Raw genomic sequence first — 21,159 nt, 5'->3', positions numbered from 1 at the left:
ATTATCAAGATGGCGAAGCATGTGCCCCGCCTTCTCAACTTATCCCACCACCATACTGATATTATACGTTTAGCCTCGAGTCTCGAAGCTGGTGCATCGCTGGATCAAGCCCTGCCTTAGCCTTCGATCTTCGAGAAATCGGCTACGTTGTGCACTGCAGCACGAAAACGTGCAAGCAGGTCAAGCCTTGCGGCGCGTTTGTCCTCATCCGGGTCATTTACCGTCACATCCTCAAAGAACGCGTCAATTGGCGCGCGCAGTGATGCAAGGGCGGACATGGCCCCCTCGAAATCCTCTGCCTCGATAGCCTTTGCCGCCTGCGGCTCTGCTGTGTCGAGAGCATCGATCAGCGCCTTCTCGGCAGGTTCGGGTGTATAGGCGATTTCGCGGTTGTGGCGCTCTTCCATCTTGGCGTCGATCACGGCTTTCATGTCGGGATCGTCCACCAGCGCCAGCGGGTCTTCCTCACCCGTGCGCGCGATTTCGCCTTCTGCGCCGTGCCAGTCTTCCTTCTTGAGGATGTTGGCAGCGCGCTTGTATCCGGCGAGGAGGTTGATGCCGTTTTCGGTCTTGAGAAACTCTGCAAGAGCGCGCGCGCGTGCTTCGATGCGGTCGGTGCGGGCATCCGTATGTCCATGCCATTCGCGCGAAGCGGCGATGTAATCGTGTCGAACGCCCTCTTCCCGCATTTGCACGGCAAGCCTGTCGGAAAGGAACTCTGCAACACGCGTGCCGAGCTTTGCCTGTCCAAGTCCGCCCCAGGCCTGCGCTGCCTGTTCCAGCGAAAGCTCCAGCTTATTGGCCTGTACAAGCCGCAGATAGCCCAGCGCCGCGCGGCGAAGGGCGAACGGATCCTTGGACCCTGTGGGCAGGATATCGATGTTGAAGAAACTGAACAGATTATCGAGCTTATCGGCAAGGCTGACCGCGACCGTTATCGGAGCCGTGGGCACTTCGTCATCCTGGCCCACGGGCTTGTAATGATCGCGAATGGCGTTGGCCACGTCCTGCGGCAGACCTTCCTTTTCAGCGTAATATCCGCCCATAAGCCCTTGAAGCTCAGGGAATTCTCCCACCATTTCAGTGACGAGATCGGACTTGCTGAGTTCGGCTGCCTGCCGGGCTGCATTGTGGTCACCATTTGGCGCGCGGGCGTCAGATGTCAGCCACGCGGCCAGTTTCGCCACCCGCTCCACCTTGTCGGCAACGCTACCCAGCTTCTCGTGGAAGGTGATGCGCTCCAGCTTCTTCGCATGTTCGCGCAGCGGTGTTTTCTGGTCCAGTTCCCAGAAGAAGCGCGCATCGCTCAACCGTGCGGCGAGCACCTTGCGGTTGCCGTCCACGATGGCTGCGCCGCCGTCTTCCGCCTCGATATTGGCGGTGCAAATGAAGGCGTTGGCGAGTTTGCCGTCTTTGCTCTCGCACACGAAATACTTCTGGTTCACCCGCGCGGTGAGCTGGATGACTTCGGGCGGCACGTCGAGGAAATCCTCGTCGAAGCGGCCCAGCAGCGGCACGGGCCATTCGGTCAGGCCGGCGTTCTCGATCACCAGCCCCTCATCCTCCACCAGCGAAAGGCCGGCTTCGGATGCAACCCTGGCCGCGCCTTCGCGGATCAGGTTTTGACGTTCTTCATGATCAACAATCACATGGCCTGCGCGCAGTTTCATCGCGTAATCGTCGGCATTACCGATGGTGATATCGCCGCTGTGATGAAAACGGTGGCCTAGTGTCACCGCGCCGGAGGTGACGCCGTGCACCTCGCACGCGACAACTTCGTCACCCAGCAGGGCTACGATGCCGGAGAGCGGACGAACCCAGCGCAAACTTTCGGTCGAGAGCGACGCCTCGCCCCAGCGCATGGACTTGGGCCAGGAGAAGTCGCGGATGATCGCAGGGATCGCCTCTGCCAGCAGATCGCTGGTGGCGCGGCCGGGAATGTTCTTTACGGCGAAGTAAGTCTCACGCCCCTTTACATCGCGCACTTCCAGATCGTCTCGCGAGACGCCGTTCTTGCGGCAGAAACCGTCCACGGCCTGATCCGGCGCGCCGACAGGAGGGCCCTTGGCCTCTTCACTCACCGCCTTGGTGGCATCGGGCAGGCCGCGTGCGATCAGTGCAAGGCGGCGCGGTGTGGACCAGACGGTAACGTCGTCAACGCCAACGCCAGCGGCGTCCATTTCGCGGCGGAACAGCTTTTCCAGTTCTGCGCGTGCGCCCGCCTGCATACGGGCGGGAATTTCTTCGCAGCGCAGTTCGAGGAGGAAATCACTCATAGCGACCACTCCGGATATTTGGCTTGCCATTGGGGCGCCATGGTCTGAGCATATTTCTCACAAGATCCACGCGCCAGATCGCGCACGCGGGCCATATAACTGGCGCGTTCCTGCACGCTGATCACGCCGCGCGCCTGCAACAGGTTGAAGATGTGGCTGGCTTCCACGGCCTGCTCATAGGCGGCGATGGGCACATCGGCGTTCAGGGCGTTCTGGCACTCTGCCTCTGCCTTGTTGAACAGATCGAACAGGGCATCTGTTTCGGCGACCTCGAAATTCCACTTCGACATCTGCTTTTCGTTTTCCAGGAACACCTCTCCATAGGAAACGCCCTGGCCGTTGAAATTCAGGTCGTACACATTGTCCACGCCCTGGATATACATGGCGAGGCGCTCCAGCCCGTAGGTCAGCTCTCCCGCCACGGGTTTGCAATCGAACCCGCCCATCTGCTGAAAATAGGTGAACTGGGTGACTTCCATCCCGTCACACCACACTTCCCAGCCAAGGCCCCACGCGCCCAGCGTGGGCGATTCCCAGTCATCTTCCACAAAGCGGATATCGTGCTTCAGCGGATCGATGCCGATGACCTTCAGGCTTTCAAGGTAGAGGTCCTGAATGTCGGCCGGGCTCGGCTTCAGGATGACCTGGTACTGGTAATAATGCTGCAGGCGATTGGGGTTTTCGCCATAGCGCCCATCGGTTGGGCGGCGGCACGGCTGCACGAAGGCAGCGTTCCACGGCTCCGGCCCCAGCGCGCGCAGCGTGGTGGCGGTGTGGAATGTGCCTGCGCCCATGCGCATGTCATAAGGTTGCAGTATCAGGCAGCCATGCGCGCTCCAAAAATCGTGGAGGGCAAGGATCATGTCCTGAAAAGAGGTTTGCGGATTGCGCTGCATCGTGTCCCAAACTGGTTTGGTCATTTCGCTGCGCGCTTTGGCTTATGCCCTGCACAGCGTCAATGCCGCAGGTGCGAAGGTGGCTTGACAGTTGCAGGCCCAAAGGTCTGAGGTGCAAGCCATGATAACGCGCCAGATCAAGGCCCTGCTCGCCGGTTTCGCTGCAATTGCCACGCTTTGTGCAGCACCTGCGATAGCGGAGGACGAGGCGCGCTATGCCTTTACGCAGGATTATGAGCCCGCCCCTGCCCTGTGGCGCTTATCCGACGAGGATACCACCATCTACATGCTGGGCACGATCCACCTGCTGCCCAAAGGGTTCCGCTGGCGCAATCCCGATCTGGACGCCATCATAGATGCAGCAGATGTGCTGGTGGTGGAGAGCAACGATTTTGACGGCAGCGGCTCGCTGGATGTGGTCGCCCCGAAAATCGCTCACCTCCTTCAAAACCGCACGCCCACCTCGCAGCAGTTATCAGCCCCGGCCAAGGCGCGATGGCGCGAACTGGTGGCGCAATCCGGCCAGCCTTTTGCATATGTCGATGCCATGCCGGTGATGGTGGCATTGATGGGTTTTGGCCCGACTGGCCCCGGCAGCGAGCTTTCAAGTTACGATTACGGCGTGGAAGCCGTGCTGGAGCGGGAATTTATCGAAAGCGAACGCCCGATTGAATCGATCGAGGATTTCGGCCGCGTTCTCTACAGCCTGTACCACGCCAATGACGCAGAGATGGTGAAAGAGCTGGACCTTCACCTTCGCAAATGGAGCAGGGAACCCAACCGCGGGTTGTACGGCGCAGCGCAGGATGACCTGGTGGGCGATGACTACTGGGCCATGGAGCATGCGTGGGCTCGCGGCGAAGTGAGTGATGATTTCGATCTGGGCTTTGGCGATGGCAGGATCGGAAAGGCATTCCGCGAAATCCTTCTTAACCGGCGCAACCGGCGCTGGGCCGGATGGCTGGAAGAACGGCTGGATCAGCCCGGCACCGCTCTGCTCGCAGTAGGGGCCGGTCATTTCGAGGGGCCGGATTCTTTGCTGGTGTGGCTGAAACAACGCGGGCTTAAGGCAGAGCGTATCAATTAGGGCGGATTTTGCGCGCCCGGCATTGCGATGGCGCTTGCCAATTTTGCTTTAACGCTAATATCTTATGGCCTTGCGCAAGTTCAACCGCGCGGGGCGCCTGAAAATCAGGGCCCGTTACAGGAGTTTCCCAATGCTACGCTCGCTAATCAAGACAGCCTCCGCCCTTGCCCTCTCGGCAGGCGTGCTGTCCGCTCCTGCCCTTGCCGAAGACCATGCCGAAGACCACAAGAGCGAAGGCACCGGTCCTGCCCTGTGGCAGCTTTCCGATGATGACACGACCATCTACCTGTTTGGTACCATCCACATCCTGCCAGAGGGTGAGACCTGGTATGATGATCGCATTTCCTCCGCCTTCGATGCTTCTGAAGAACTGGTGTTCGAAGTGGACATGGATGACATGGAAAGCGCAGGCGTGGAAATGGCCGCCAGGGCCGCACTGCCGGAAGGGCAGACCCTGCGCAGCCTGATGAATGAGGAAGACCTAGCGCAGTATGAGGCTGCGCTTCAGGGCATCGGCATTCCTGCCGAGGCGCTTGATCCGGTGGAACCATGGGTGGCCACGATAACGCTTGGCATGGTGCCCCTGCTGCAGGCCGGATATCAGCCGGATCAGGGTGTCGAAATGGTCTTGCGCGAGCGTGGGGAAGACAAGACGCGCACCGCGCTGGAGACGATGGACGAACAGATTTCGCTGTTCGACACGCTGCTGATGGATGCCCAGCTGGCGATGCTGGACGCAACTGTCGAGGGGATCGACGATGTCGTGACTTCTATCGAAACGATGAAGGCCGAATGGCTTGGAGGCGATGCCGAGGAACTGGGCGCGCTGATGAATGACGAACTTGATAATCCGGAGCTTTATCAGCGCCTGCTGCTGGACCGTAACCGCAACTGGGTCGACTGGATCGAGACACGGCTTGAACAGCCCGGCACCGTCTTCATCGCCGTGGGGGCAGGCCATCTCGCGGGCACGGGCAGCGTGCAGGATATTCTGGCAGAACGCGGCTACAGCGTGGAACGCGTGGCGCATTGATCGCACGGATTTGCAAATCCTTGATGATTGCAGGGGCGCTTTGGCTGGCAGGCTGCGGCGCCCTTTCAGAGCCTGATCGAGACTGGCCCGATGCGTCTCCCGCGATGTGGGAGATTACCGCTCCTTCAGGAGAGGTGGGCTGGATATTCGGCACGGTCCATGCCCTGCCCGATGATGTGGACTGGCACACCCCTTTGCTGGACGAGAAATTCGCGCAGGCAGGCGTGCTGGTGGTGGAAGTCGCCAATCTTGATGATCCGGCAGGTGCCAGCCTCTATGCCGATCTTTCCGAAACGCCGGGGCAGCCCGCCCTCACCCGCCGCGTTGACCCGGACGAGCGTGATGCCCTGCGGCAATTGCTGGACGATGCGGGCATGGAGGACGATGACTTCAGCCGTATCGAAAGCTGGGCCGCGGCCATGATGCTGTCCGGCAAGGTACGCACCGGAGACCCCACCAATGGCGTGGACCGGGCCTTGATCGATGAAGCAGATACTGTCGTGGGGCTGGAAACCTATGTCGAACAGCTGACAATGTTCGATACCCTTTCATCCGAAGCCCAGAGTGACCTGCTGTTTGGCGTGGCGCGTTCGCACCAGGCGGATTCGGGTGATGGTATGCTGCTGGCGTGGATCGCGGGGCAGGAGGATGAGCTGGCAGGCCATGTGAACGACACCCTGCAACTTTCGCCCGAACTGCGGCGGGTTTTGCTCACCGATCGGAATGAGCGCTGGACCCCGCGCATCGCCGCAAAGATCGAAGGTGGGCGCAAACCCTTCGTCGCGGTGGGCGCAGGACATGTTATCGGGGAAGACGGGCTGGTGGCTTTGCTGGAACAGCGCAGCTTTGCTGCGCGGCGCATCCAGTAGTTGCTTTTGCACCCGTTCCTGCTAGACGCGCGCCTTCCGTTGATGTCATCCCTGGAGGCGCGGCGGAATATGTATTTGCAATCGAAAGGCTTTAATGATGAGCGACGCTCTGAAACTGCCGGCTGAGATGCGTGAACGGGCTGGCAAGGGAGCCTCCCGTGCGCTGCGTCGCGAAGGCCGCGTACCCGCCGTTATCTATGGCGGCAAGGAAGAACCCACTCCCATCCACGTGGAAGAGAAGGAACTGGTCAAGCAATTGATGACCGGTCACTTCATGAACTCCATCGTAATGGTAAAGGTGGATGGCAAGGAAACCCGCACACTTCCCAAGGATGTGGCGCTGGATCCCGTCACCGACCGTCCCATCCACGCTGACTTCCTGCGCCTGACCAAGGGCTCGAAGATCGAGGTCAACGTGCCGGTGGTATTCGTGAACGAAGAAGAAAGCCCCGGCCTGAAGAAGGGCGGCGTGCTGAACGTTGTTCGTCACGAACTAGAACTGGTATGCGAAGGCGACAAGATTCCTGGCGAGATCGAAATCGACGTCACCGGCCTCGAAGTCGGCGATTCGATTCACATCAGCGCACTGACCCTTCCCGAAGGTTCGGAAAGCGCGATCACCGATCGTGACTTCACCATTGCTACTGTCGTGGCTCCCTCCGCTCTCAAGCGCTCCGATGGCGAAGAAGGCGACGAAGAGGAAGATATCCCCGCAGATGGCGTGGCTGCTACCGAACAGGGTCCCGATGCGGATGCTGCCGAGGAGCAGGAAGAAAAGAGCGAATAATGCGTATGCGCGCAACTCTTGCCGCGCTTGCGCTGGGTGCGGGGCTGGCCAATGTGCCGGCTCCCGCCCTCGCCCAAAGTGCCGCGTTCCTGCCGGCCGAACCGCAGGATTTCCAGTGCTTCACACTGATGCAGCAGCGGCGCACGCAGGTGGCCAACGCCCCTAGCCTGACTGCCGAACAGCGCGTCGAGATCCTGAACAATCTCACCATCATTTCGGCGTTCTATGCCGGTCGCCTCAGCCATTATTCCTCGGCTGAAGCAGGGTCCCAGTTCAGGGCAGCTGCCACCTTGATTGGCAATTCCAATCGCCAGCAGCTAGACGCATTCGCCAACACTTGCGCGAACTTCTACCTCTCCGTCATGGAGTTGCTGGGCAATACCAGCATCCAGGCAACCAACCCGCAGCAGCGCGCACCGCAAACCGGCGCTCCGCAGCAGGGCCAGCGTTAAGGGGGGATCCCCATGCAGCTCTGGGTAGGTCTGGGCAATCCCGGTCCGCGATATGCCATGCATCGCCACAACGTGGGCTTCATGGCCTGTGATGTGCTGGCCGATATGTATGACTTCGCGCCGGTGCAGAAGAAATTCCAAGGCTGGCTGCAGGAAGGCCGGATCGGCGGACAGAAGATCCTGCTGCTGAAGCCGGGCACCTTCATGAACGAAAGCGGTCGCAGCGTTGGAGAGGCGGCGCGCTTCTACAAATTGCCGACAGAAGCAATCACCGTCTTCCATGACGAGCTGGACCTGGCGCCATTCAAGGTGAAGGTGAAACAGGGCGGCGGCCATGCGGGTCACAATGGCCTGCGCTCTATCGACGCGCATCTTGGCCCCGATTTTCGCCGCGTGCGCATCGGCATCGGCCATCCCGGCCACAAGGATCGCGTCCACGGCCATGTGCTGGGCAATTATGCCAAGGCTGAGATGGACGACCTTATCCAGATGCTGGGCGCAATCGGCGGATGTGCCGAATGGCTGGCGGCGGGCGACGATCCGCGCTTCATGAGCGAATATGCGCTGAAAATGCAGGATTGATGGCCAGACGTGCGCTTAGCCTTGGCTGGCGGCGGCAATGGCAGCTTCGACCCGCATCGCCTCTGCATTCTGCGGGCTTCTTGCCAGAACAGGCGCCGCAATTGCCCGCGCGGTTTCCACCTGCCCCAGTTGCAACAGCGACTCTGCGTAAAGCAGGCGGGCCGCATCGTGATCGGCGATCTCTGCTTCATGCTGTTGCAGCATGGCGCGAACCCCCTCCCACTTGCCATCCCATGCCAACACGCGCGCTTCCTGGTAAACGAATTCGCGGTCCTGCGGGCGGGTCTGCGCGCCATAGGCGATCAAATGGCGTGCCACGCCCGGCTTCTCGGCCCGTTCCGCAGCGCTTATGGCTCCGATCAGGGCAGGCCGATCCAGCGGCGCGATCTCTATGATGCGCAGGAAATTGGATAGCGCCAGCACGTGATCATCCTGCACCTCTGCCAGCCGGGCGGCCACGAACAGCGTTTCTATTCGTTTCGGTGCCGCCTTTTGCGCCAGGGCCACCGCGCGTGCGGCGGCGGGCCAGTCAGCCTTGCTGAGATAATAGCTGGCTTCTGCGGCAAACAGCTTCGCCTTGTCGCCGTTGGCATCACCTCCCTGCCGAAAGGCTTCGGTGGCCTGCGCATTGTCGCCCTTCATGGCCGCTGACAATGCGCGCAATCGCCAGGCTTCTGCATCGGTTCGATTGCCGATCAGCGCCAGCGCTGCCTGAGCCTCCCCCGATTGCAGCAATCCTTCCGCTGCCAGCAAATTTGCGTCGTCAGGCTCTCCACCTGCCTTTTCCAGCCTGTCCAGCGTGGCGGACACTTCGCTGCCCTGCCCCATGGCCAGCTGGATGCGCGCCAGCAGTTCCAGCGCCGGGATATTGTTCGGGGCGCGGGCGAGAATATCCTGCACAGCACCGCGCGCGGAGACATAATCCTGCGCGTCATAATGCGCCTGCGCTTCTTCCACCGGATCACCGCTCAACAGCGCGCAGGAAGCGAGGCTGCACGCCATGCTGCCGATCAGGAGGATACGGGCGAGATTCATGCGCGCGTATCTAGCGGCAAAGCGCAAACATTCGCTTACCAACTGCAATCGGCAAAGGCTCTGCGCTGGCTTTCCGCTTCCTGTGGGTATAAGGCGCGGCGCAACATCCAATCCAATCGCATGAAGGCACGTAATTATGGGATTCCGCTGCGGGATCGTGGGCCTGCCCAATGTTGGCAAGTCGACCCTTTTCAACGCTCTGACAGAGACGCAGGCCGCACAGGCCGCGAACTATCCGTTCTGCACCATTGAGCCGAATGTCGGGCAGGTTGCCGTGCCCGATCCGCGGCTTGAGAAAATCGCCGCCATCGCGGGCAGCGCAAAGATCATCCACACGCAATTGTCATTCGTGGATATCGCGGGCCTCGTCAAAGGTGCGAGCGCGGGCGAAGGATTGGGCAACCAGTTCCTCGGTAATATTCGCGAGGTGGACGCCATCGTCCACGTGCTGCGCTGTTTCGAGGATGACGATATCCAGCATGTGGCGAACAAGGTTGATCCGCTGGCCGATGCAGAGGTGGTGGAAACCGAGCTGATGCTGTCCGATCTGGAAAGCCTGGAAAAGCGCGTGGAAAACGCAAGGCGCCGCGCCACCGGGGGTGACAAGGAAGCCAAGGCGCTGACCAGCGTATTGGGCCAGGCGCTGGAACTGCTGCGGGACGGCAAGCCCGCGCGCCTAACCGTGCCGCAGGACGACGAGGAGGAGCGCCTATTCGAACAGGCCCAGCTGCTAACGGCCAAGCCCGTGCTGTATGTGTGCAACGTGGCGGAGGAAGACGCTGCCACCGGCAATGCATTGTCAGCCAAGGTTTTCGAAAAGGCCGAGGCCGAAGGGGCGCAGGCCGTCGTCGTCTCCGCCGCTATCGAATCAGAGCTGGTGGGCATGGATGCCGAAGAGCGCACGGAATATCTGGCGGAACTCGGGCTTGAAGAAAGCGGCCTCGCCCGCGTGATCCGCGCCGGTTACCAGCTGTTGAGCCTGAAAACCTTCTTCACCTGCGGACCGAAGGAAGCCCGCGCCTGGACCACGCCTGCCGAGGCCAAGGCCCCGCAGGCGGCAGGTGAAATCCACACCGATTTCGAAAAGGGTTTCATCCGCGCCGAAACCATCGCGTTTGACGATTACGTGGAACTGGGCGGCGAAAGCCCCGCGCGTGAGGCGGGCAAGCTGCGCCAGGAAGGCAAGGAATATGTCGTGCAGGATGGCGATATCCTGCTGTTCAAATTCAACGTCTGAGCAAGAACTTCCCTAACCGGCGAAAAAAAGAAACGGCGCGAGAACCGAGGTTCCCGCGCCGTTTTCGTGTTCGCTATATTTAAAGCTTACATCTGGGCAGAAGCGTAGGCCGACCACATGCGGGCAATCGCATTGCGCGCGCCCTGAACCGTGCCGAAAGTTTCGACAGCGGCCGCATAGTTGCCCTGTTTTGCCTGCGCGATACCGATGCGGGTGTTGGCCACATTGGCATCGGCACCCTTTTCAAGTGCGGTACGATAGAGGCTCTCGGCCCGGGTGAAATCGCCCAGCGAGTACAGCACATCGCCAGCGCTCATCGCGTCAAGCGAGTCGCCCGATTTGCCTTCGGACACGATGCCTTCGATGCCGCTGCGATCCTGCGACGCACGCGTATCGGCAATGCCCTTCACCTCGGTGTAATATTCGTCACCTGCGGTAAATTCACCGATGCTCAAGCCCTTGGCAAGAACGTCCTGCACTTCATTCGCCATAACGCGCGGATCGAGATCCTCGATGTAACGGACAAACTCGCTGCGCTGCGTCAGGGCGTCTGCCGCCAGCATCAGGCGATAGAGATCGACACGGGCACCCGGATCATACTCGTTCAGCGCATTGATCACCTGCAGGGTGTTCACCCAGTTCTTTTGCGTGGGATAGTGGCGCAGCAGGGATTCAGACACCGTCAGAGCCTGGGCAGGCATTTCGTTGTCGTAAGTGGACTGAAGCCCGCGCAGCAACCAGCGCTCTGTCGGAGTGGCGCCAGCGGCTTCCGCCTCGCTCACGGCCTGCATGATGTAATCTAGCGACGCCTGCGAATTGCCTTCACGGCCATAGGTATCCGCGATCAGCAGTGTCAGGTCAGCCTCATCATCGGTGTAGCCCGCTGCCTTTGCCGCCATGAACGCGTTACGTGCCGCGGCATAGTCTTCGGCCTGGTAGGCGATGCTGCCCACGAACCAGTTAAACTGGCCAATGCTTTCCGGGGCGACGAGCCCGCTTTCAAGCATCATCTCAAGACCGCGACGCTGCAAGGCAGAGTCCGACATGGCGATACCGATATTCAGCGTGAGATTGCCGGCAAGCTGGCGATCCGCTTCGGTCTCGATCGTCTGGTAAAGCGACGTCAACCCAGCCTTCGCGCCTTCGTTGTTCGGCGTCTCGGCATTCACCATTTCAGCCAGCGGCTGATAGGCCTCAACAAACCCGCGGGAGTTTTCCTGCGCAAAAGCGGCGGAGGAGGTTACAGCGGCAGAACCCATCGCAGCGCCGCCCGCAAGGGCAACGGCGAGAGCAAAACCGGCAACGGTTCCACGAATGGATTTGGAGCGAGTGGGACGGAAAACGCGAAGCATATTGGTTATCTCTCCTGAAAAATCTTTCAGCCATCAAACTAACTAGAACTGGCTGTCGTTCCCGGTCGGGCCTCATGCACATGGGCTGCCGAGATTGCAAATAAGACCTACCAAGCGCGCGCTGAACGGCGTTTTAACGGGATAAGTCGTTCAAATTCAGATTGGGCCGCCGGAAATGTGGAAAAGGGCGGCTTTCATGGGGGATTCGCCCCCTCTCCTATGGTGCCTTGGTTCCCCTACCCCTACATTGATGGTCAACCAGAACCATAATGGAATACCAGTTTAGTGAGCGACGAGACCGAAACTCTCAGCGCCCCTGATAATCCGGGCGAATTTGAACGCATCGACATCGTCGATGAGATGAAGACGAGCTATCTCGATTACGCGATGAGCGTGATCGTCAGCCGCGCGCTTCCGGATGTTCGTGACGGTTTGAAACCGGTCCACCGCCGTATTCTCTATGCCGCGCAGGTCGGCGGCTACACTTCTACAAAGCCCTATCGCAAATCGGCAAAGATCGTTGGTGAGGTGATGGGTTCCTATCACCCCCATGGCGACAGTGCGATCTATGATGCGCTGGCCCGCATGGTGCAACCGTGGTCGATGCGCCTGCCGCTGATCGATGGCCAGGGCAACTTCGGCAGCATGGACCCCGATCCCCCGGCGGCAATGCGTTACACCGAAAGCCGCCTGGCAAAGGCGGCGGATTCGCTGCTGACCGATCTCGACAAGGACACCGTCGATTTCGTCGACAACTACGACGGCTCCGAGAAAGAGCCTTCGGTCCTTCCCGCCCGCTATCCCAATCTGCTGGTCAATGGCGCAGGCGGCATTGCCGTGGGCATGGCCACCAACATCCCGCCGCATAACCTTGGCGAAGTGATCGATGGCTGTTTCGCCTATATGGACGATCCCGGCATCACGTCGGAGCAGCTGCACGAGATCATTCCCGGCCCCGATTTTCCCACCGCCCCGCTGATCCTGGGCAAATCCGGCGCGCGTTCAGCCTACACCACCGGTCGTGGCAGCGTGCTGATGCGCAGCCGGCACGAGGTGGAAGTCGGCAAGAATGATCGCGAGAGCATCGTGCTCACCTCGATCCCCTATCAGGTCGGCAAGGCCGGTCTGGTGGAGAAGATCGCTGACGCCGCCAAGGAAAAGCGGATCGAGGGCATCGCCGACATTCGCGACGAATCCAGCCGCGCCGGTGTGCGCGTGGTGATCGAATTGAAGCGTGATGCCACGGCGGATGTCGTGCTGAACCAGATCTGGCGGCACACGCCCGCGCAATCCAGCTTCCCTGCAAACATGCTGGCAATCCGTGGCGGCAGGCCGGAAACGCTGGAGCTGCGCGAGTTCATTTCCAGCTTCATTAGCTTCCGCGAACAGGTCATCACCCGGCGCACCAAGTATGAGCTGAACAAGGCGCGTGATCGTGCGCATATCTTGCTGGGCCTGGTGGTCGCCGTGTCCAACCTTGATGAAGTGGTGGCGATGATCCGTGGATCGTCCAACCCGCAGATCGCCCGGGCAAAGCTGCTGGCCAAGGAATGGCCGATTGGCGACATCGCGCAATACATCCGCCTGGTGGAAGCGATTGAGCCGTCCGCCGATGAGAGCGAGGGCACCTATCAGCTTTCCGAGCGGCAGGTGAAGGCCATCCTCGATCTGCGCCTCCACCGCCTCACCGCGCTGGGCCGTGACGAGATCGGTGAGGAACTTCAGGAGCTTGCCGACAAGATCGAATACTTCCTGTCGCTACTGGCTGACCGCGTGAAGCTGTATGGCGTGATGCGAGAGGAATTGCAGGACGTGCGCGATCAGTTCGCCACTCCGCGCGTATCCGAAATCGCGCCCGCGTGGGACGGGATCGACGATGAAGATCTGATTGAGCGTGAGGAGATGGTCGTCACCGTAACCCACGGCGGCTATATCAAGCGCACCCCGCTGGAGGCCTTCCGGGCCCAGCGCCACGGCGGCAAGGGCCGCAGCGGCATGGCGACGAAGGACGAGGACGCCGTTGTCGAAATGTTCGTCACCAGCACGCACAACCCCGTGCTGTTCTTCACCAACACTGGCCGCGTGTATCGCCTGAAGGTGTGGAAGCTGCCCGAAGGTGGCCCGCAGACGAAGGGTCGCCCGATGGTGAACCTGCTGCCGCTGGGTAATGATGAACGCGTCACCAATGTGTTGCCTCTGCCAGAGGATGAGAACGATTGGGATGCGCTCAATATCGTGTTCGCCACTGAACAGGGCATGGTGCGCCGCAATTCTATGGATGCCTTCACCAATGTGCCCACCGCAGGCAAATATGCGATGGGCTTTGTGGAAGGCAGCGGCGATCGCCTGATCGGCGTGCGGCTGCTGAACGAGGCGCAGGAGATCTTCCTCGCTTCCGATTCCGGCAAGGCCATCCGCTTCCCCGCCACCGACGCGCGCGAAACGAAGAGCCGGACGGGCATCGGCGTGCGCGGCATGACGCTGAAGGATGATGCCAAGGTCGTTTCGCTGGCCGTGCTGGATCGCCTGGATGCCGACATGGAAACGCGCGAGGCATATTTGCGCGCGGCCGCTTGGAAAAACAACGATGCGGAAGCGACCCTGCCTGCAGATCAGGTGGAGAAGATGGCGGAGGAGGAAGAGTTCCTGCTCACCATCACCGCCAATGGCTATGGCAAGATCTCCAGCGCTTACGAATATCGTACGATTGGCCGCGGCGGTCAGGGTTTGACCAATATCGGCACCCCCGGCAGCGATCCGGAGCGCAACGGCCCCGTCGTCGCCAGTTTCCCCGTGCGCCACGGCATGCAATTGATGCTGGTGACGGACCGGGCGAAGCTGATCCGCTTGCCGATCAAGTTCCGCCATCTTACCGAGGGCGGGTTCGAGAACCACGATGGCTTCTCCATCATCGGCCGCAGTTCATCCGGCGTTCGCATCTTCAATGTCTCCAAGGGTGAAACCATCGTCGGCGCAGCGCGCATCGATGAGGATGAAAGCCCGGAGAACGAGGCCGAAGAAGCCGTGGTCGAGGAAATGGTGGAACGTCGCGGTGGCGGGGACGAGACAGAGCCGCACACCACACTGGATCGCGATGACAATATCGAAGGTGACGAGGCGGAATAATCCACCGGCGCGCAAGCGGGACTGACAGGCTTCGGCGTGCGGGGATCGGTATTTCTTCCGCCTTCAGCCCCTGCGCGTCTTTCGGAAGCGGCCGTTCTGATCCCGGCGGTACGTCAGCTTGGGCGGTTTCATCGTGAACCAGAGACGCATTCTGCTGATCAGGCCGCGGGTGACCTTACCGGTATCGTCATGGGGAGCGTCGCCCGCCAGCCAGACTGCCAATGCGATGGCAAATGCCAGAATAGACGCAAGAAATGTGATCGCGATCAGTATTATTGACAGCACCGTCATGACGAACTCGGTTCCCCCCGGACCCATATGTGTAATGACTATAGCCGAACAACTTAAATATTGTAGCCGTGTGTTTTCCTAATCCTGACGGTTATGCACCATCCGCAATTCCGGATTGCGCTTTCGCAATGTTGTTATCACGCCAATCGTGATCAGGAACTGGCCGAGGTAATAGATCGGCCACACCAGATATTCCGGCACCGCGCTGCCGGACAAGGGGCCAAGCTCTGCGAAAATCAACAGGTCGGACAATACGAACAGCAGCGCGCCCGCAGCCACGCGCATCCTTGGAAAATCGCTCATCCATGCGCTCGCGGCCATCAGGCTTAAAGCCACGGCATAGATGGCCACAGCCCATGCAATCATGCGGTCATAAGGCAGGAAATAGCCGAGCAGCGGCGGCAGGATAAGGATTGCCAAAAATGCAGCCTGATCGCCGCCGTGCAATTTGCCGCGCGAGTGCTTCATGAAGACAGACACCGCCAGCATGTGAAACACGAAGAACACCGCCGCGCCCACGCGCAGATCGATCTCGATCGCCATATCCGCCAGCGCCGCCACCAGCAGGGCCAGCGCCAGGCGATGGGCATCGGCGCTGTTGTGGCGCAGATAGGCGTAAACGGCCAGGAAGCCGACCGCGAAACCCTTTATCGGGATGAGATAAAGGCCAGGCAGGTCTGTGGCCTGTAAATAGAAGAACGCCAGCGCGGCAATCACGCTGAACAGCAGAAACGGACGTTTATCGACCAAGGCACGTTTGGGCATAAGATCCGCCCTAGCCGCGCCTCTTCGTTTGCGCCAGCGCCCGCGAAGCCTTATCTGCGCCCCATGACACATCAGGTCCATATTATCGGAGGCGGTCTGGCGGGAAGCGAGGCGGCGTGGCAACTGGCACAGCGCGGGGTGCAGGTGCGCCTGTCCGAAATGCGCGGCGGCGGCGGAGAAACCGCTGCGCATCACACCGATGGCCTGGCCGAGCTGGTATGCTCCAATTCATTCCGCAGCGATGACGATGCGAAGAATGCCGTGGGCCTGCTGCATCACGAGATGCGGCGGCTGGACAGCATCATCATGGCAGCAGGCGAAATGTCGCGTGTTCCCGCAGGCAGCGCAATGGCGGTGGACCGCGACGTGTTCAGCGCTGAAGTGCAGAAACGGCTGGAGCAGCATCCCAATATCGAAGTGGTGCGAGAGAAGATCGACCAGCTACCTGCCGAGGGCCACACCATTGTCGCCACCGGCCCGCTCACCGCGGCAAGCCTTGCCGAAAGCATCGTCAGCGCCACCGGATCGGACCGGCTTGCCTTTTTCGATGCCATCGCGCCGATCGTGTATCGCGACAGTATCGACATGGACAAGGCATGGATCCAGTCACGCTGGAACAAGACGACGGCAGCCTCCAACGAAGATGGCGATTACATCAATTGCCCCATGACGCGCGAGCAATACGAAACCTTCGTGCAAGGCCTGATCGATGCCGAGAAGGGCGACTTCAAGGAGTGGGAGGCCGACACCCCCTATTTCGATGGCTGCATGCCCATAGAGGTGATGGCAGAGCGCGGCATCGAAACGCTGCGATATGGCCCAATGAAGGGCGTTGGCCTTGATAACCCGCGCGACACCAGTGAAGAGCATCCGCAGGGCAAGTGGCCCTATGCCGTGGTGCAGTTGCGGCAGGACAACAAGCTGGGCACGCTGTGGAACATGGTCGGCTTCCAGACCAAGATGAAATATGGCGCGCAGGTTGAGCTGTTCCGCACAATTCCGGGTCTGGAGAACGCCGAATTCGCGCGGCTTGGCGGGATGCACCGCAACACATTCATCAATTCGCCCGAGCTGCTGGACCGCCAGCTGCGTCTTAAATCTGCCCCGCATATCCGTTTTGCCGGGCAAGTGACGGGCTGCGAAGGTTACGTGGAAAGCAGCGCGGTCGGACTGCTCGCAGGAATGATGACGGCGAGCGAGATCGCCGGAGAGGAATGGGCCCCTCCCCCCGCAACCAGCGCGATGGGTGCCCTGCTCAGCCACATCACAGGCGATGCCGATGCCGCGCATTTTCAGCCGATGAACGTCAATTTCGGTCTCTTTCCACCGCTGCACGAGGTGAAGAAGAAAGAGCGCAAGGAAGCCTATACCGACCGCGCCAAGGCCGATTTCGGTGAATGGCTGGCGCAGATGGAAGGCGTGCCCGCCTAGCTCGTCACCAACTCAATTTGTCAGCAGTTGCAGCGCGGGCGAGAGGTGGCGCGGGGCTTTGGCGCGCTGGTGGCGAATTCTGCCTGCGTCAGCTCCTTGTCGCCATTGCCGTCCATCTCTGCAAAGCGCGACGCCGTGGTGACGGCCCACTCCTCGAAATCCAGCAGATTGTTGCCGTCCACGTCCAGCTTGCGAAACGCATCGGTGCGGGTGGACAGCATTTCGTTGCGGGTTATCTTCAGGTCGCGATTGCGATCATAGCGAAAGAAGCGGCGCTGTTCCTTCGTCAGCTCGCTGGCCTCTGGCGGCGCTGGCCCCGTCATGTCGGCACCATCGGCAAATGGCAGCGCGTCTGGATCCTGCGCTGGTTCCTCCAGCGATGTCATATCCGGCGGAGGCGCGCCCTGCTCCACCTGTGCCCTGCCCTGCATCCAGAAGAGCCCCAGGCCCACCAGCAGCAAGGCCCCGAAGGCACCAAGGATAACTCGATTCATGCGCAATTTCCCCTAAGGATACGGGTATTTACGTTAGCGCCCTAAAATACCAAGGCGCAAGGCCAATGCCATGGCTCCCGGCCCATCCAGCAATTCCTGGGCGTTCCGCTTCATCGCCCGCACGGCCAGACCGCGCAGCACGGCTAGCGGGCGAAGCTGCGCTGGAAGACTGGCCTGTTGCGCGGCCTCGTCATGCGCCGCGGTGCGTACTCTTGCAGTTTCTTCCTGCGTGCCAAGGTTCAGGGAAAGGTCGGCAAGGGCCCAGGTGCGGCCCGCCTGCTCAACCGCTGCGCGTGATCCGGCGGCGCTGGCTGCATCCGCCACCGCGCCCCATGCCTTCGCGCGGCCTTGCGCGAAGGTGGCGATTTCATCCTTGTTAAGACTGTCCGCCAGCAGGATTTCCCAGCCATCAACCAGCGGCGAAAGCTGCGCGCAGTCTAGCCCGGATTGTTGCAGCAGGGCCAGCAACGGCTCTCCCAATGGCCACTGTGCAGGATCTTGCGCCAGCCGTTCCCGCCACCACGCCAGTTTCATCTGCGCGATCACCGGCTCTCCCCCTGTACGGATGATGCCGGCCAGCCGCGTGTCGAGCGCCAGGACTGCGCAAGTCGGCGCATGCGCGCTGCGCGGCGCGTATGATAGCGCCAGCCTTTGTGGCAGCGGCAGTGTTTCAATGAGGTCGGTGGACATGCTGCACGCCCTTCACCCGAAACCGGGCGGTGTGTCAAAGGACGATGTCAGGCGGCATGCCCAGCCTATCAGGGCGAAGATCTTGTTAACCCTGTTCGGTTACATCGGTGAAACCACACAGCCTCTATTGGCACAGGGTTAGCTGGTTTATCCAAAGGTGTACCCCATGATCCTCAAGTTCATGCGCGAGACTGTCAAGAATATTTCTTCCTGCCGCAGCGGCAATGCGACCATGCTGGTGGCGCTTGGCATGCCAGTGCTGATCGGCGGTGCCGGTATGGGGGTGGATGTCACCCAGTGGTACATGTGGAAAAGGGAGCTGCAATTCGCGGTAGACCAGGCCGCAGTTGCGGGCGCCTGGGCCGCTGCTGAAACCGAGACGGAGGGCACCTACTCCCAGCGTGCAAGTCAGGAATTCCTGGCCAACCTCTCTGTGACCGACGATTTTCACGCGGACCCTGTTATCCAATTGGCCGATTATGCCGGGGGCACGGATAATTCCGTTGCCGTATCTGCGACAGCCACGAAGGAATTGCCGTTCACGGGCTTCCTCACCGGCAAGGCGGCCACTATTTCCGCATATGCGCAGGCGAGCTTCGAGGAAGGCGTGACCTTCACCAGCTGCCTGATCGCGCTGGACGAGGAAGACGAAGGCGCCGTCACCATCGGCGGCAGCGCGGTTCTCACCGCCAGTTGCGGCATGGCCGCGCTTTCCACCGACGCCCTTTCCATCAAGGTTGATGGCAATCCCGAAGTGGAGGCAGGCTGGATCCTGTCCGCCGGCGGTGTGGATGAATGGCTGAAGACCAACACCGATGACGTTATCATGGAATATATGGAAGGGCTTTACGATCCCTTTTCGGAGCTTAGCCCACCCAATCCAACGGAATCGCGGATTTCTCGTACATACAGCTGCTCGGCAGCAAACGACACAACCTTCGCTGACGTGGCGATCCGCACAATTACGCAATACTCGTACTGGCAGGGGCCGAACAGGAACAACCTCGAGCCGTGGGAGAACGAGAGCGGACGGGAAAGCTCCAACGTCTATAATGAAGATGAAGGCATCATCGTGCCCAATGGTACCGAAGAAGGGACCGTTGAAGAAGATGAGGTCGTCTGGCGTGATCTTGGCGGAAATGGCCAGAATAAAAAGTGGGAACGTCGCGATTACGATCGCACCACCACCTATCGCAATGTCGTAATTGTCGAGGGCGGTCAGGCCGGTAACGTGCGGCCAGGTACCTATACCAACATCCATATCGGGTGCGACACGGCTTTTGCGCCCGGCGTCTACAACATCAATGGCGGCTCACTCAGGATCAATGGGCAGCACGAAGTGAACGGCGCTGGCGTGATGTTCGTGCTTTACAATGGTGCCTCGATCTCGATCAATGGCGGCGCGGACATCAACCTTACTGCCATGACTGCATCAGACCTGATGAACGTCGGCGTTTCCCCGGAAGATGCCAACGATCTGGCAGGCATGCTGGTGTTCGAGGATCGTGAGGGGCCGGGTGCCGGCAACAACGGGCAAAGCTTCAACGGCAATGCGGCCACAGTGCTGAACGGGACGATGTATTTTCCGAAGAGCGAGGTGTTCTTCGCCGGGACTGCAAGCGTCACCAGCATGTGCCTGATGATCGCTGCCAACAATATCACCATCACTGGTACGACTGACATGCAGACTTTCTGCCCGTCGGACTCGACCGAGGACACAACTGTCGTCAGCACGGAATCCAAAGTGAGGCTGGTAGCATGATGAACGCCCTTGCCCGCATCGCCCGCATTCGCATGGACGAAGACGGCTCCATGGCGATCGAGACTGCCTTCGTCGCGCCGGTGCTGCTGGTGATGGCGCTGGGCGGTTTTGAGGCGAGCGCGATGGTTGCCCGCCAGACCGAACTGCAGAGCGCCGCGGCCGAAGCCGCCGCCGTCGTTCGCGCGGTTGCGCCAGAGGATGCCGCTGCGCGCAACACCGTGCGCGATATCGTGGCGACATCGCTGTGCGGGAAGACGACGCCCACCGTATCGGACGGCAAGGCGAGATGCGGCACGGTGACTGTCGACGTCGATCCCATTTATCGCTGCGGCACTGCCACCGATTACATCACCAATGCCGATGGTTGCGGCAGCGGAACCAGGTACAAGTTCATCAAGATCGATATCACCGATACCTACTCTCCCATCTGGGCGGAGTGGGGCGTTGGTTCAGCCGTTTCTTATGACGTCAATCGCACCGTGCAGGTTGGATAAATCCCATGATCAGCAAATCCATGTTCCTTCGCATCAGGCGTGACGAGAGCGGCGCAATGATCGTGGAGTTTGCGCTGCTCGCGCCGATTTTCCTGCTGCTGCTGGTGGGTGTCTTGCAGGTTGGCATGGCAATGCAGAACTACAATGCCCTGCGCGGTGTTTCCGCCGATGTGGCACGCTATGCGATGGTGCAGTACCAGACGGGCAACGAGTTATCGAATTCCCAGCTGGAGACCTGGGCAGAAAATCAGTCTCTGGGCGCGCCCTATTTGCTGGATCAGAACCGTATCAATGCCACCATCACGACGGCCAGCACGCAACGCGTGACGGGAGCAACGGAGCTGCAGGTTGTCATGTCCTATCAGCTGGACAGCTTCCTGGGATTTGCAGGCATTGAATTTCCCTTCGTCACCTACACCCGGCCCATCTTCCTGATGGACAACTGATCCGGGGCTGCAGCCCGCGCGATGCGCGATTGCCAAGCCAGATCATGAATATCT

The 21,159-nt window shown here is 60.3% G+C and carries 20 protein-coding genes; 12 read left to right on the top strand and 8 right to left on the bottom strand.

Annotated elements, in window-relative coordinates:
- Positions 1–116: 116 nt before the first annotated feature.
- Both glyS and GRF63_RS08630 read right to left on the bottom strand, forming a co-directional pair.
- Positions 117–2,276, bottom strand: coding sequence for a glycine--tRNA ligase subunit beta (gene glyS, locus GRF63_RS08635; protein ID WP_160485626.1), 2,160 nt, complete (start codon positions 2,274–2,276; stop codon positions 117–119).
- Positions 2,273–3,172, bottom strand: a complete 900-nt coding sequence (locus tag GRF63_RS08630) for a glycine--tRNA ligase subunit alpha (protein ID WP_160486286.1) — start codon at positions 3,170–3,172, stop codon at positions 2,273–2,275. The genes glyS and GRF63_RS08630 overlap by 4 nt, the downstream gene beginning before the upstream one ends.
- A 121-nt stretch (positions 3,173–3,293) precedes the next feature.
- Between GRF63_RS08630 and GRF63_RS08625 the strand changes: the two genes are divergently transcribed.
- The 6 genes from GRF63_RS08625 to pth all read left to right on the top strand — a co-directional run bounded on the left by GRF63_RS08625 (position 3,294) and on the right by pth (position 7,982).
- A complete protein-coding gene (locus tag GRF63_RS08625) occupies positions 3,294–4,259 on the top strand; it encodes a TraB/GumN family protein (RefSeq protein WP_160485625.1) in 966 nt (321 codons plus the stop codon).
- A 130-nt stretch (positions 4,260–4,389) separates the two neighbouring features.
- Positions 4,390–5,292 (top strand): TraB/GumN family protein, encoded by a 903-nt coding sequence (locus GRF63_RS08620; RefSeq protein ID WP_160485624.1) that lies wholly within the window; start codon positions 4,390–4,392, stop codon positions 5,290–5,292.
- Between the two features lie 23 nt (positions 5,293–5,315).
- Positions 5,316–6,161, top strand: a complete 846-nt coding sequence (locus GRF63_RS08615) for a TraB/GumN family protein (RefSeq protein WP_237392446.1) — start codon at positions 5,316–5,318, stop codon at positions 6,159–6,161.
- A gap of 97 nt (positions 6,162–6,258) precedes the next feature.
- Positions 6,259–6,948 carry a 50S ribosomal protein L25/general stress protein Ctc gene (locus GRF63_RS08610; protein ID WP_160486285.1) on the top strand — a complete coding sequence of 230 codons (690 nt, stop codon included), beginning with the start codon at positions 6,259–6,261 and terminating at the stop codon, positions 6,946–6,948.
- Complete coding sequence (locus GRF63_RS08605) at positions 6,948–7,400, top strand: hypothetical protein (RefSeq protein WP_160485622.1); 453 nt, start codon at positions 6,948–6,950, stop codon at positions 7,398–7,400. The genes GRF63_RS08610 and GRF63_RS08605 overlap by 1 nt, the downstream gene beginning before the upstream one ends.
- A gap of 12 nt (positions 7,401–7,412) precedes the next feature.
- The gene (gene pth, locus GRF63_RS08600; RefSeq protein WP_160485621.1) at positions 7,413–7,982 is read left to right on the top strand and encodes an aminoacyl-tRNA hydrolase; all 570 of its coding nucleotides are present in this window, start codon (positions 7,413–7,415) and stop codon (positions 7,980–7,982) included.
- A gap of 15 nt (positions 7,983–7,997) precedes the next feature.
- Here the strand turns inward: pth and GRF63_RS08595 are convergent, their stop codons facing one another.
- The gene (locus GRF63_RS08595; RefSeq protein ID WP_160485620.1) at positions 7,998–9,017 is read right to left on the bottom strand and encodes a tetratricopeptide repeat protein; all 1,020 of its coding nucleotides are present in this window, start codon (positions 9,015–9,017) and stop codon (positions 7,998–8,000) included.
- Between the two features lie 136 nt (positions 9,018–9,153).
- Here GRF63_RS08595 and ychF point away from each other — a divergent pair, with 136 nt between their 5' ends.
- Complete coding sequence (ychF, locus tag GRF63_RS08590; RefSeq protein ID WP_160485619.1) at positions 9,154–10,254, top strand: redox-regulated ATPase YchF; 1,101 nt, start codon at positions 9,154–9,156, stop codon at positions 10,252–10,254.
- Between the two features lie 86 nt (positions 10,255–10,340).
- On the opposite strand, the gene GRF63_RS08585 is transcribed toward ychF, so the two are convergent.
- Positions 10,341–11,606, bottom strand: coding sequence for a tetratricopeptide repeat protein (locus GRF63_RS08585; protein WP_160485618.1), 1,266 nt, complete (start codon positions 11,604–11,606; stop codon positions 10,341–10,343).
- Between the two features lie 285 nt (positions 11,607–11,891).
- Here GRF63_RS08585 and gyrA point away from each other — a divergent pair, with 285 nt between their 5' ends.
- Positions 11,892–14,732, top strand: a complete 2,841-nt coding sequence (gyrA, locus tag GRF63_RS08580; RefSeq protein WP_160485617.1) for a DNA gyrase subunit A — start codon at positions 11,892–11,894, stop codon at positions 14,730–14,732.
- A gap of 63 nt (positions 14,733–14,795) precedes the next feature.
- Here the strand turns inward: gyrA and GRF63_RS08575 are convergent, their stop codons facing one another.
- Positions 14,796–15,023, bottom strand: a complete 228-nt coding sequence (locus tag GRF63_RS08575; protein ID WP_160485616.1) for a hypothetical protein — start codon at positions 15,021–15,023, stop codon at positions 14,796–14,798.
- A gap of 78 nt (positions 15,024–15,101) precedes the next feature.
- Positions 15,102–15,788, bottom strand: a complete 687-nt coding sequence (locus GRF63_RS08570; protein ID WP_160485615.1) for a lysoplasmalogenase family protein — start codon at positions 15,786–15,788, stop codon at positions 15,102–15,104.
- A 63-nt stretch (positions 15,789–15,851) separates the two neighbouring features.
- Between GRF63_RS08570 and trmFO the strand changes: the two genes are divergently transcribed.
- A complete protein-coding gene (trmFO, locus tag GRF63_RS08565) occupies positions 15,852–17,219 on the top strand; it encodes a methylenetetrahydrofolate--tRNA-(uracil(54)-C(5))-methyltransferase (FADH(2)-oxidizing) TrmFO (RefSeq protein WP_160485614.1) in 1,368 nt (455 codons plus the stop codon).
- A gap of 20 nt (positions 17,220–17,239) precedes the next feature.
- Here trmFO and GRF63_RS08560 read toward each other — a convergent pair whose 3' ends face one another.
- Both GRF63_RS08560 and GRF63_RS16385 read right to left on the bottom strand, forming a co-directional pair.
- A complete protein-coding gene (locus GRF63_RS08560) occupies positions 17,240–17,713 on the bottom strand; it encodes an EF-hand domain-containing protein (protein ID WP_160485613.1) in 474 nt (157 codons plus the stop codon).
- Positions 17,714–17,746: 33 nt separating this feature from the next.
- On the bottom strand, positions 17,747–18,403 hold the full coding sequence (locus GRF63_RS16385; RefSeq protein WP_202131662.1) for a hypothetical protein: 657 nt from the start codon (positions 18,401–18,403) through the stop codon (positions 17,747–17,749).
- A gap of 166 nt (positions 18,404–18,569) precedes the next feature.
- On the opposite strand from GRF63_RS16385, the gene GRF63_RS08555 reads away from it, so the two are divergent.
- The 3 genes from GRF63_RS08555 to GRF63_RS08545 are packed head-to-tail and all read left to right on the top strand — an operon-like array spanning position 18,570 to position 21,105.
- Entirely contained in the window at positions 18,570–20,165 is a 1,596-nt protein-coding gene (locus GRF63_RS08555; protein ID WP_160485612.1) for a pilus assembly protein TadG-related protein, read from the top strand.
- Positions 20,162–20,659 (top strand): TadE/TadG family type IV pilus assembly protein, encoded by a 498-nt coding sequence (locus GRF63_RS08550; protein ID WP_160485611.1) that lies wholly within the window; start codon positions 20,162–20,164, stop codon positions 20,657–20,659. Before GRF63_RS08555 ends, GRF63_RS08550 begins: the two co-directional genes overlap by 4 nt.
- Before the next feature lie 5 nt (positions 20,660–20,664).
- Complete coding sequence (locus GRF63_RS08545; RefSeq protein ID WP_160485610.1) at positions 20,665–21,105, top strand: TadE/TadG family type IV pilus assembly protein; 441 nt, start codon at positions 20,665–20,667, stop codon at positions 21,103–21,105.
- Positions 21,106–21,159 lie beyond the last annotated feature (54 nt).

This window comes from Aurantiacibacter rhizosphaerae, assembly GCF_009807005.1.
In the GTDB taxonomy this organism is placed as follows: domain Bacteria; phylum Pseudomonadota; class Alphaproteobacteria; order Sphingomonadales; family Sphingomonadaceae; genus Alteraurantiacibacter; species Alteraurantiacibacter rhizosphaerae.
The sequence above is the reverse complement of the archived record's forward strand: the minus strand, read 5'-3'. Positions and strand labels throughout refer to the sequence as shown.

Excerpts from the sequence above, each read along its gene's own strand:
- pth (WP_160485621.1), top strand. The coding sequence starts at position 7,413 with ATGCAGCTCTGGGTAGGTCTGGGCAATCCCGGTCCGCGATATGCCATG.
- GRF63_RS08615 (WP_237392446.1), top strand. The coding sequence starts at position 5,316 with ATGATTGCAGGGGCGCTTTGGCTGGCAGGCTGCGGCGCCCTTTCAGAG.
- GRF63_RS08575 (WP_160485616.1), bottom strand. The coding sequence starts at position 15,023 with ATGACGGTGCTGTCAATAATACTGATCGCGATCACATTTCTTGCGTCT.
- GRF63_RS08570 (WP_160485615.1), bottom strand. The coding sequence starts at position 15,788 with ATGCCCAAACGTGCCTTGGTCGATAAACGTCCGTTTCTGCTGTTCAGC.
- GRF63_RS08550 (WP_160485611.1), top strand. The coding sequence starts at position 20,162 with ATGATGAACGCCCTTGCCCGCATCGCCCGCATTCGCATGGACGAAGAC.
- GRF63_RS08595 (WP_160485620.1), bottom strand. The coding sequence starts at position 9,017 with ATGAATCTCGCCCGTATCCTCCTGATCGGCAGCATGGCGTGCAGCCTC.
- GRF63_RS08560 (WP_160485613.1), bottom strand. The coding sequence starts at position 17,713 with ATGAATCGAGTTATCCTTGGTGCCTTCGGGGCCTTGCTGCTGGTGGGC.
- trmFO (WP_160485614.1), top strand. The coding sequence starts at position 15,852 with ATGACACATCAGGTCCATATTATCGGAGGCGGTCTGGCGGGAAGCGAG.
- glyS (WP_160485626.1), bottom strand. The coding sequence starts at position 2,276 with ATGAGTGATTTCCTCCTCGAACTGCGCTGCGAAGAAATTCCCGCCCGT.
- GRF63_RS08630 (WP_160486286.1), bottom strand. The coding sequence starts at position 3,172 with ATGCAGCGCAATCCGCAAACCTCTTTTCAGGACATGATCCTTGCCCTC.
- GRF63_RS08625 (WP_160485625.1), top strand. The coding sequence starts at position 3,294 with ATGATAACGCGCCAGATCAAGGCCCTGCTCGCCGGTTTCGCTGCAATT.
- GRF63_RS08545 (WP_160485610.1), top strand. The coding sequence starts at position 20,665 with ATGATCAGCAAATCCATGTTCCTTCGCATCAGGCGTGACGAGAGCGGC.
- GRF63_RS16385 (WP_202131662.1), bottom strand. The coding sequence starts at position 18,403 with ATGTCCACCGACCTCATTGAAACACTGCCGCTGCCACAAAGGCTGGCG.
- GRF63_RS08605 (WP_160485622.1), top strand. The coding sequence starts at position 6,948 with ATGCGTATGCGCGCAACTCTTGCCGCGCTTGCGCTGGGTGCGGGGCTG.
- ychF (WP_160485619.1), top strand. The coding sequence starts at position 9,154 with ATGGGATTCCGCTGCGGGATCGTGGGCCTGCCCAATGTTGGCAAGTCG.
- GRF63_RS08620 (WP_160485624.1), top strand. The coding sequence starts at position 4,390 with ATGCTACGCTCGCTAATCAAGACAGCCTCCGCCCTTGCCCTCTCGGCA.
- GRF63_RS08555 (WP_160485612.1), top strand. The coding sequence starts at position 18,570 with ATGATCCTCAAGTTCATGCGCGAGACTGTCAAGAATATTTCTTCCTGC.
- GRF63_RS08610 (WP_160486285.1), top strand. The coding sequence starts at position 6,259 with ATGAGCGACGCTCTGAAACTGCCGGCTGAGATGCGTGAACGGGCTGGC.
- GRF63_RS08585 (WP_160485618.1), bottom strand. The coding sequence starts at position 11,606 with ATGCTTCGCGTTTTCCGTCCCACTCGCTCCAAATCCATTCGTGGAACC.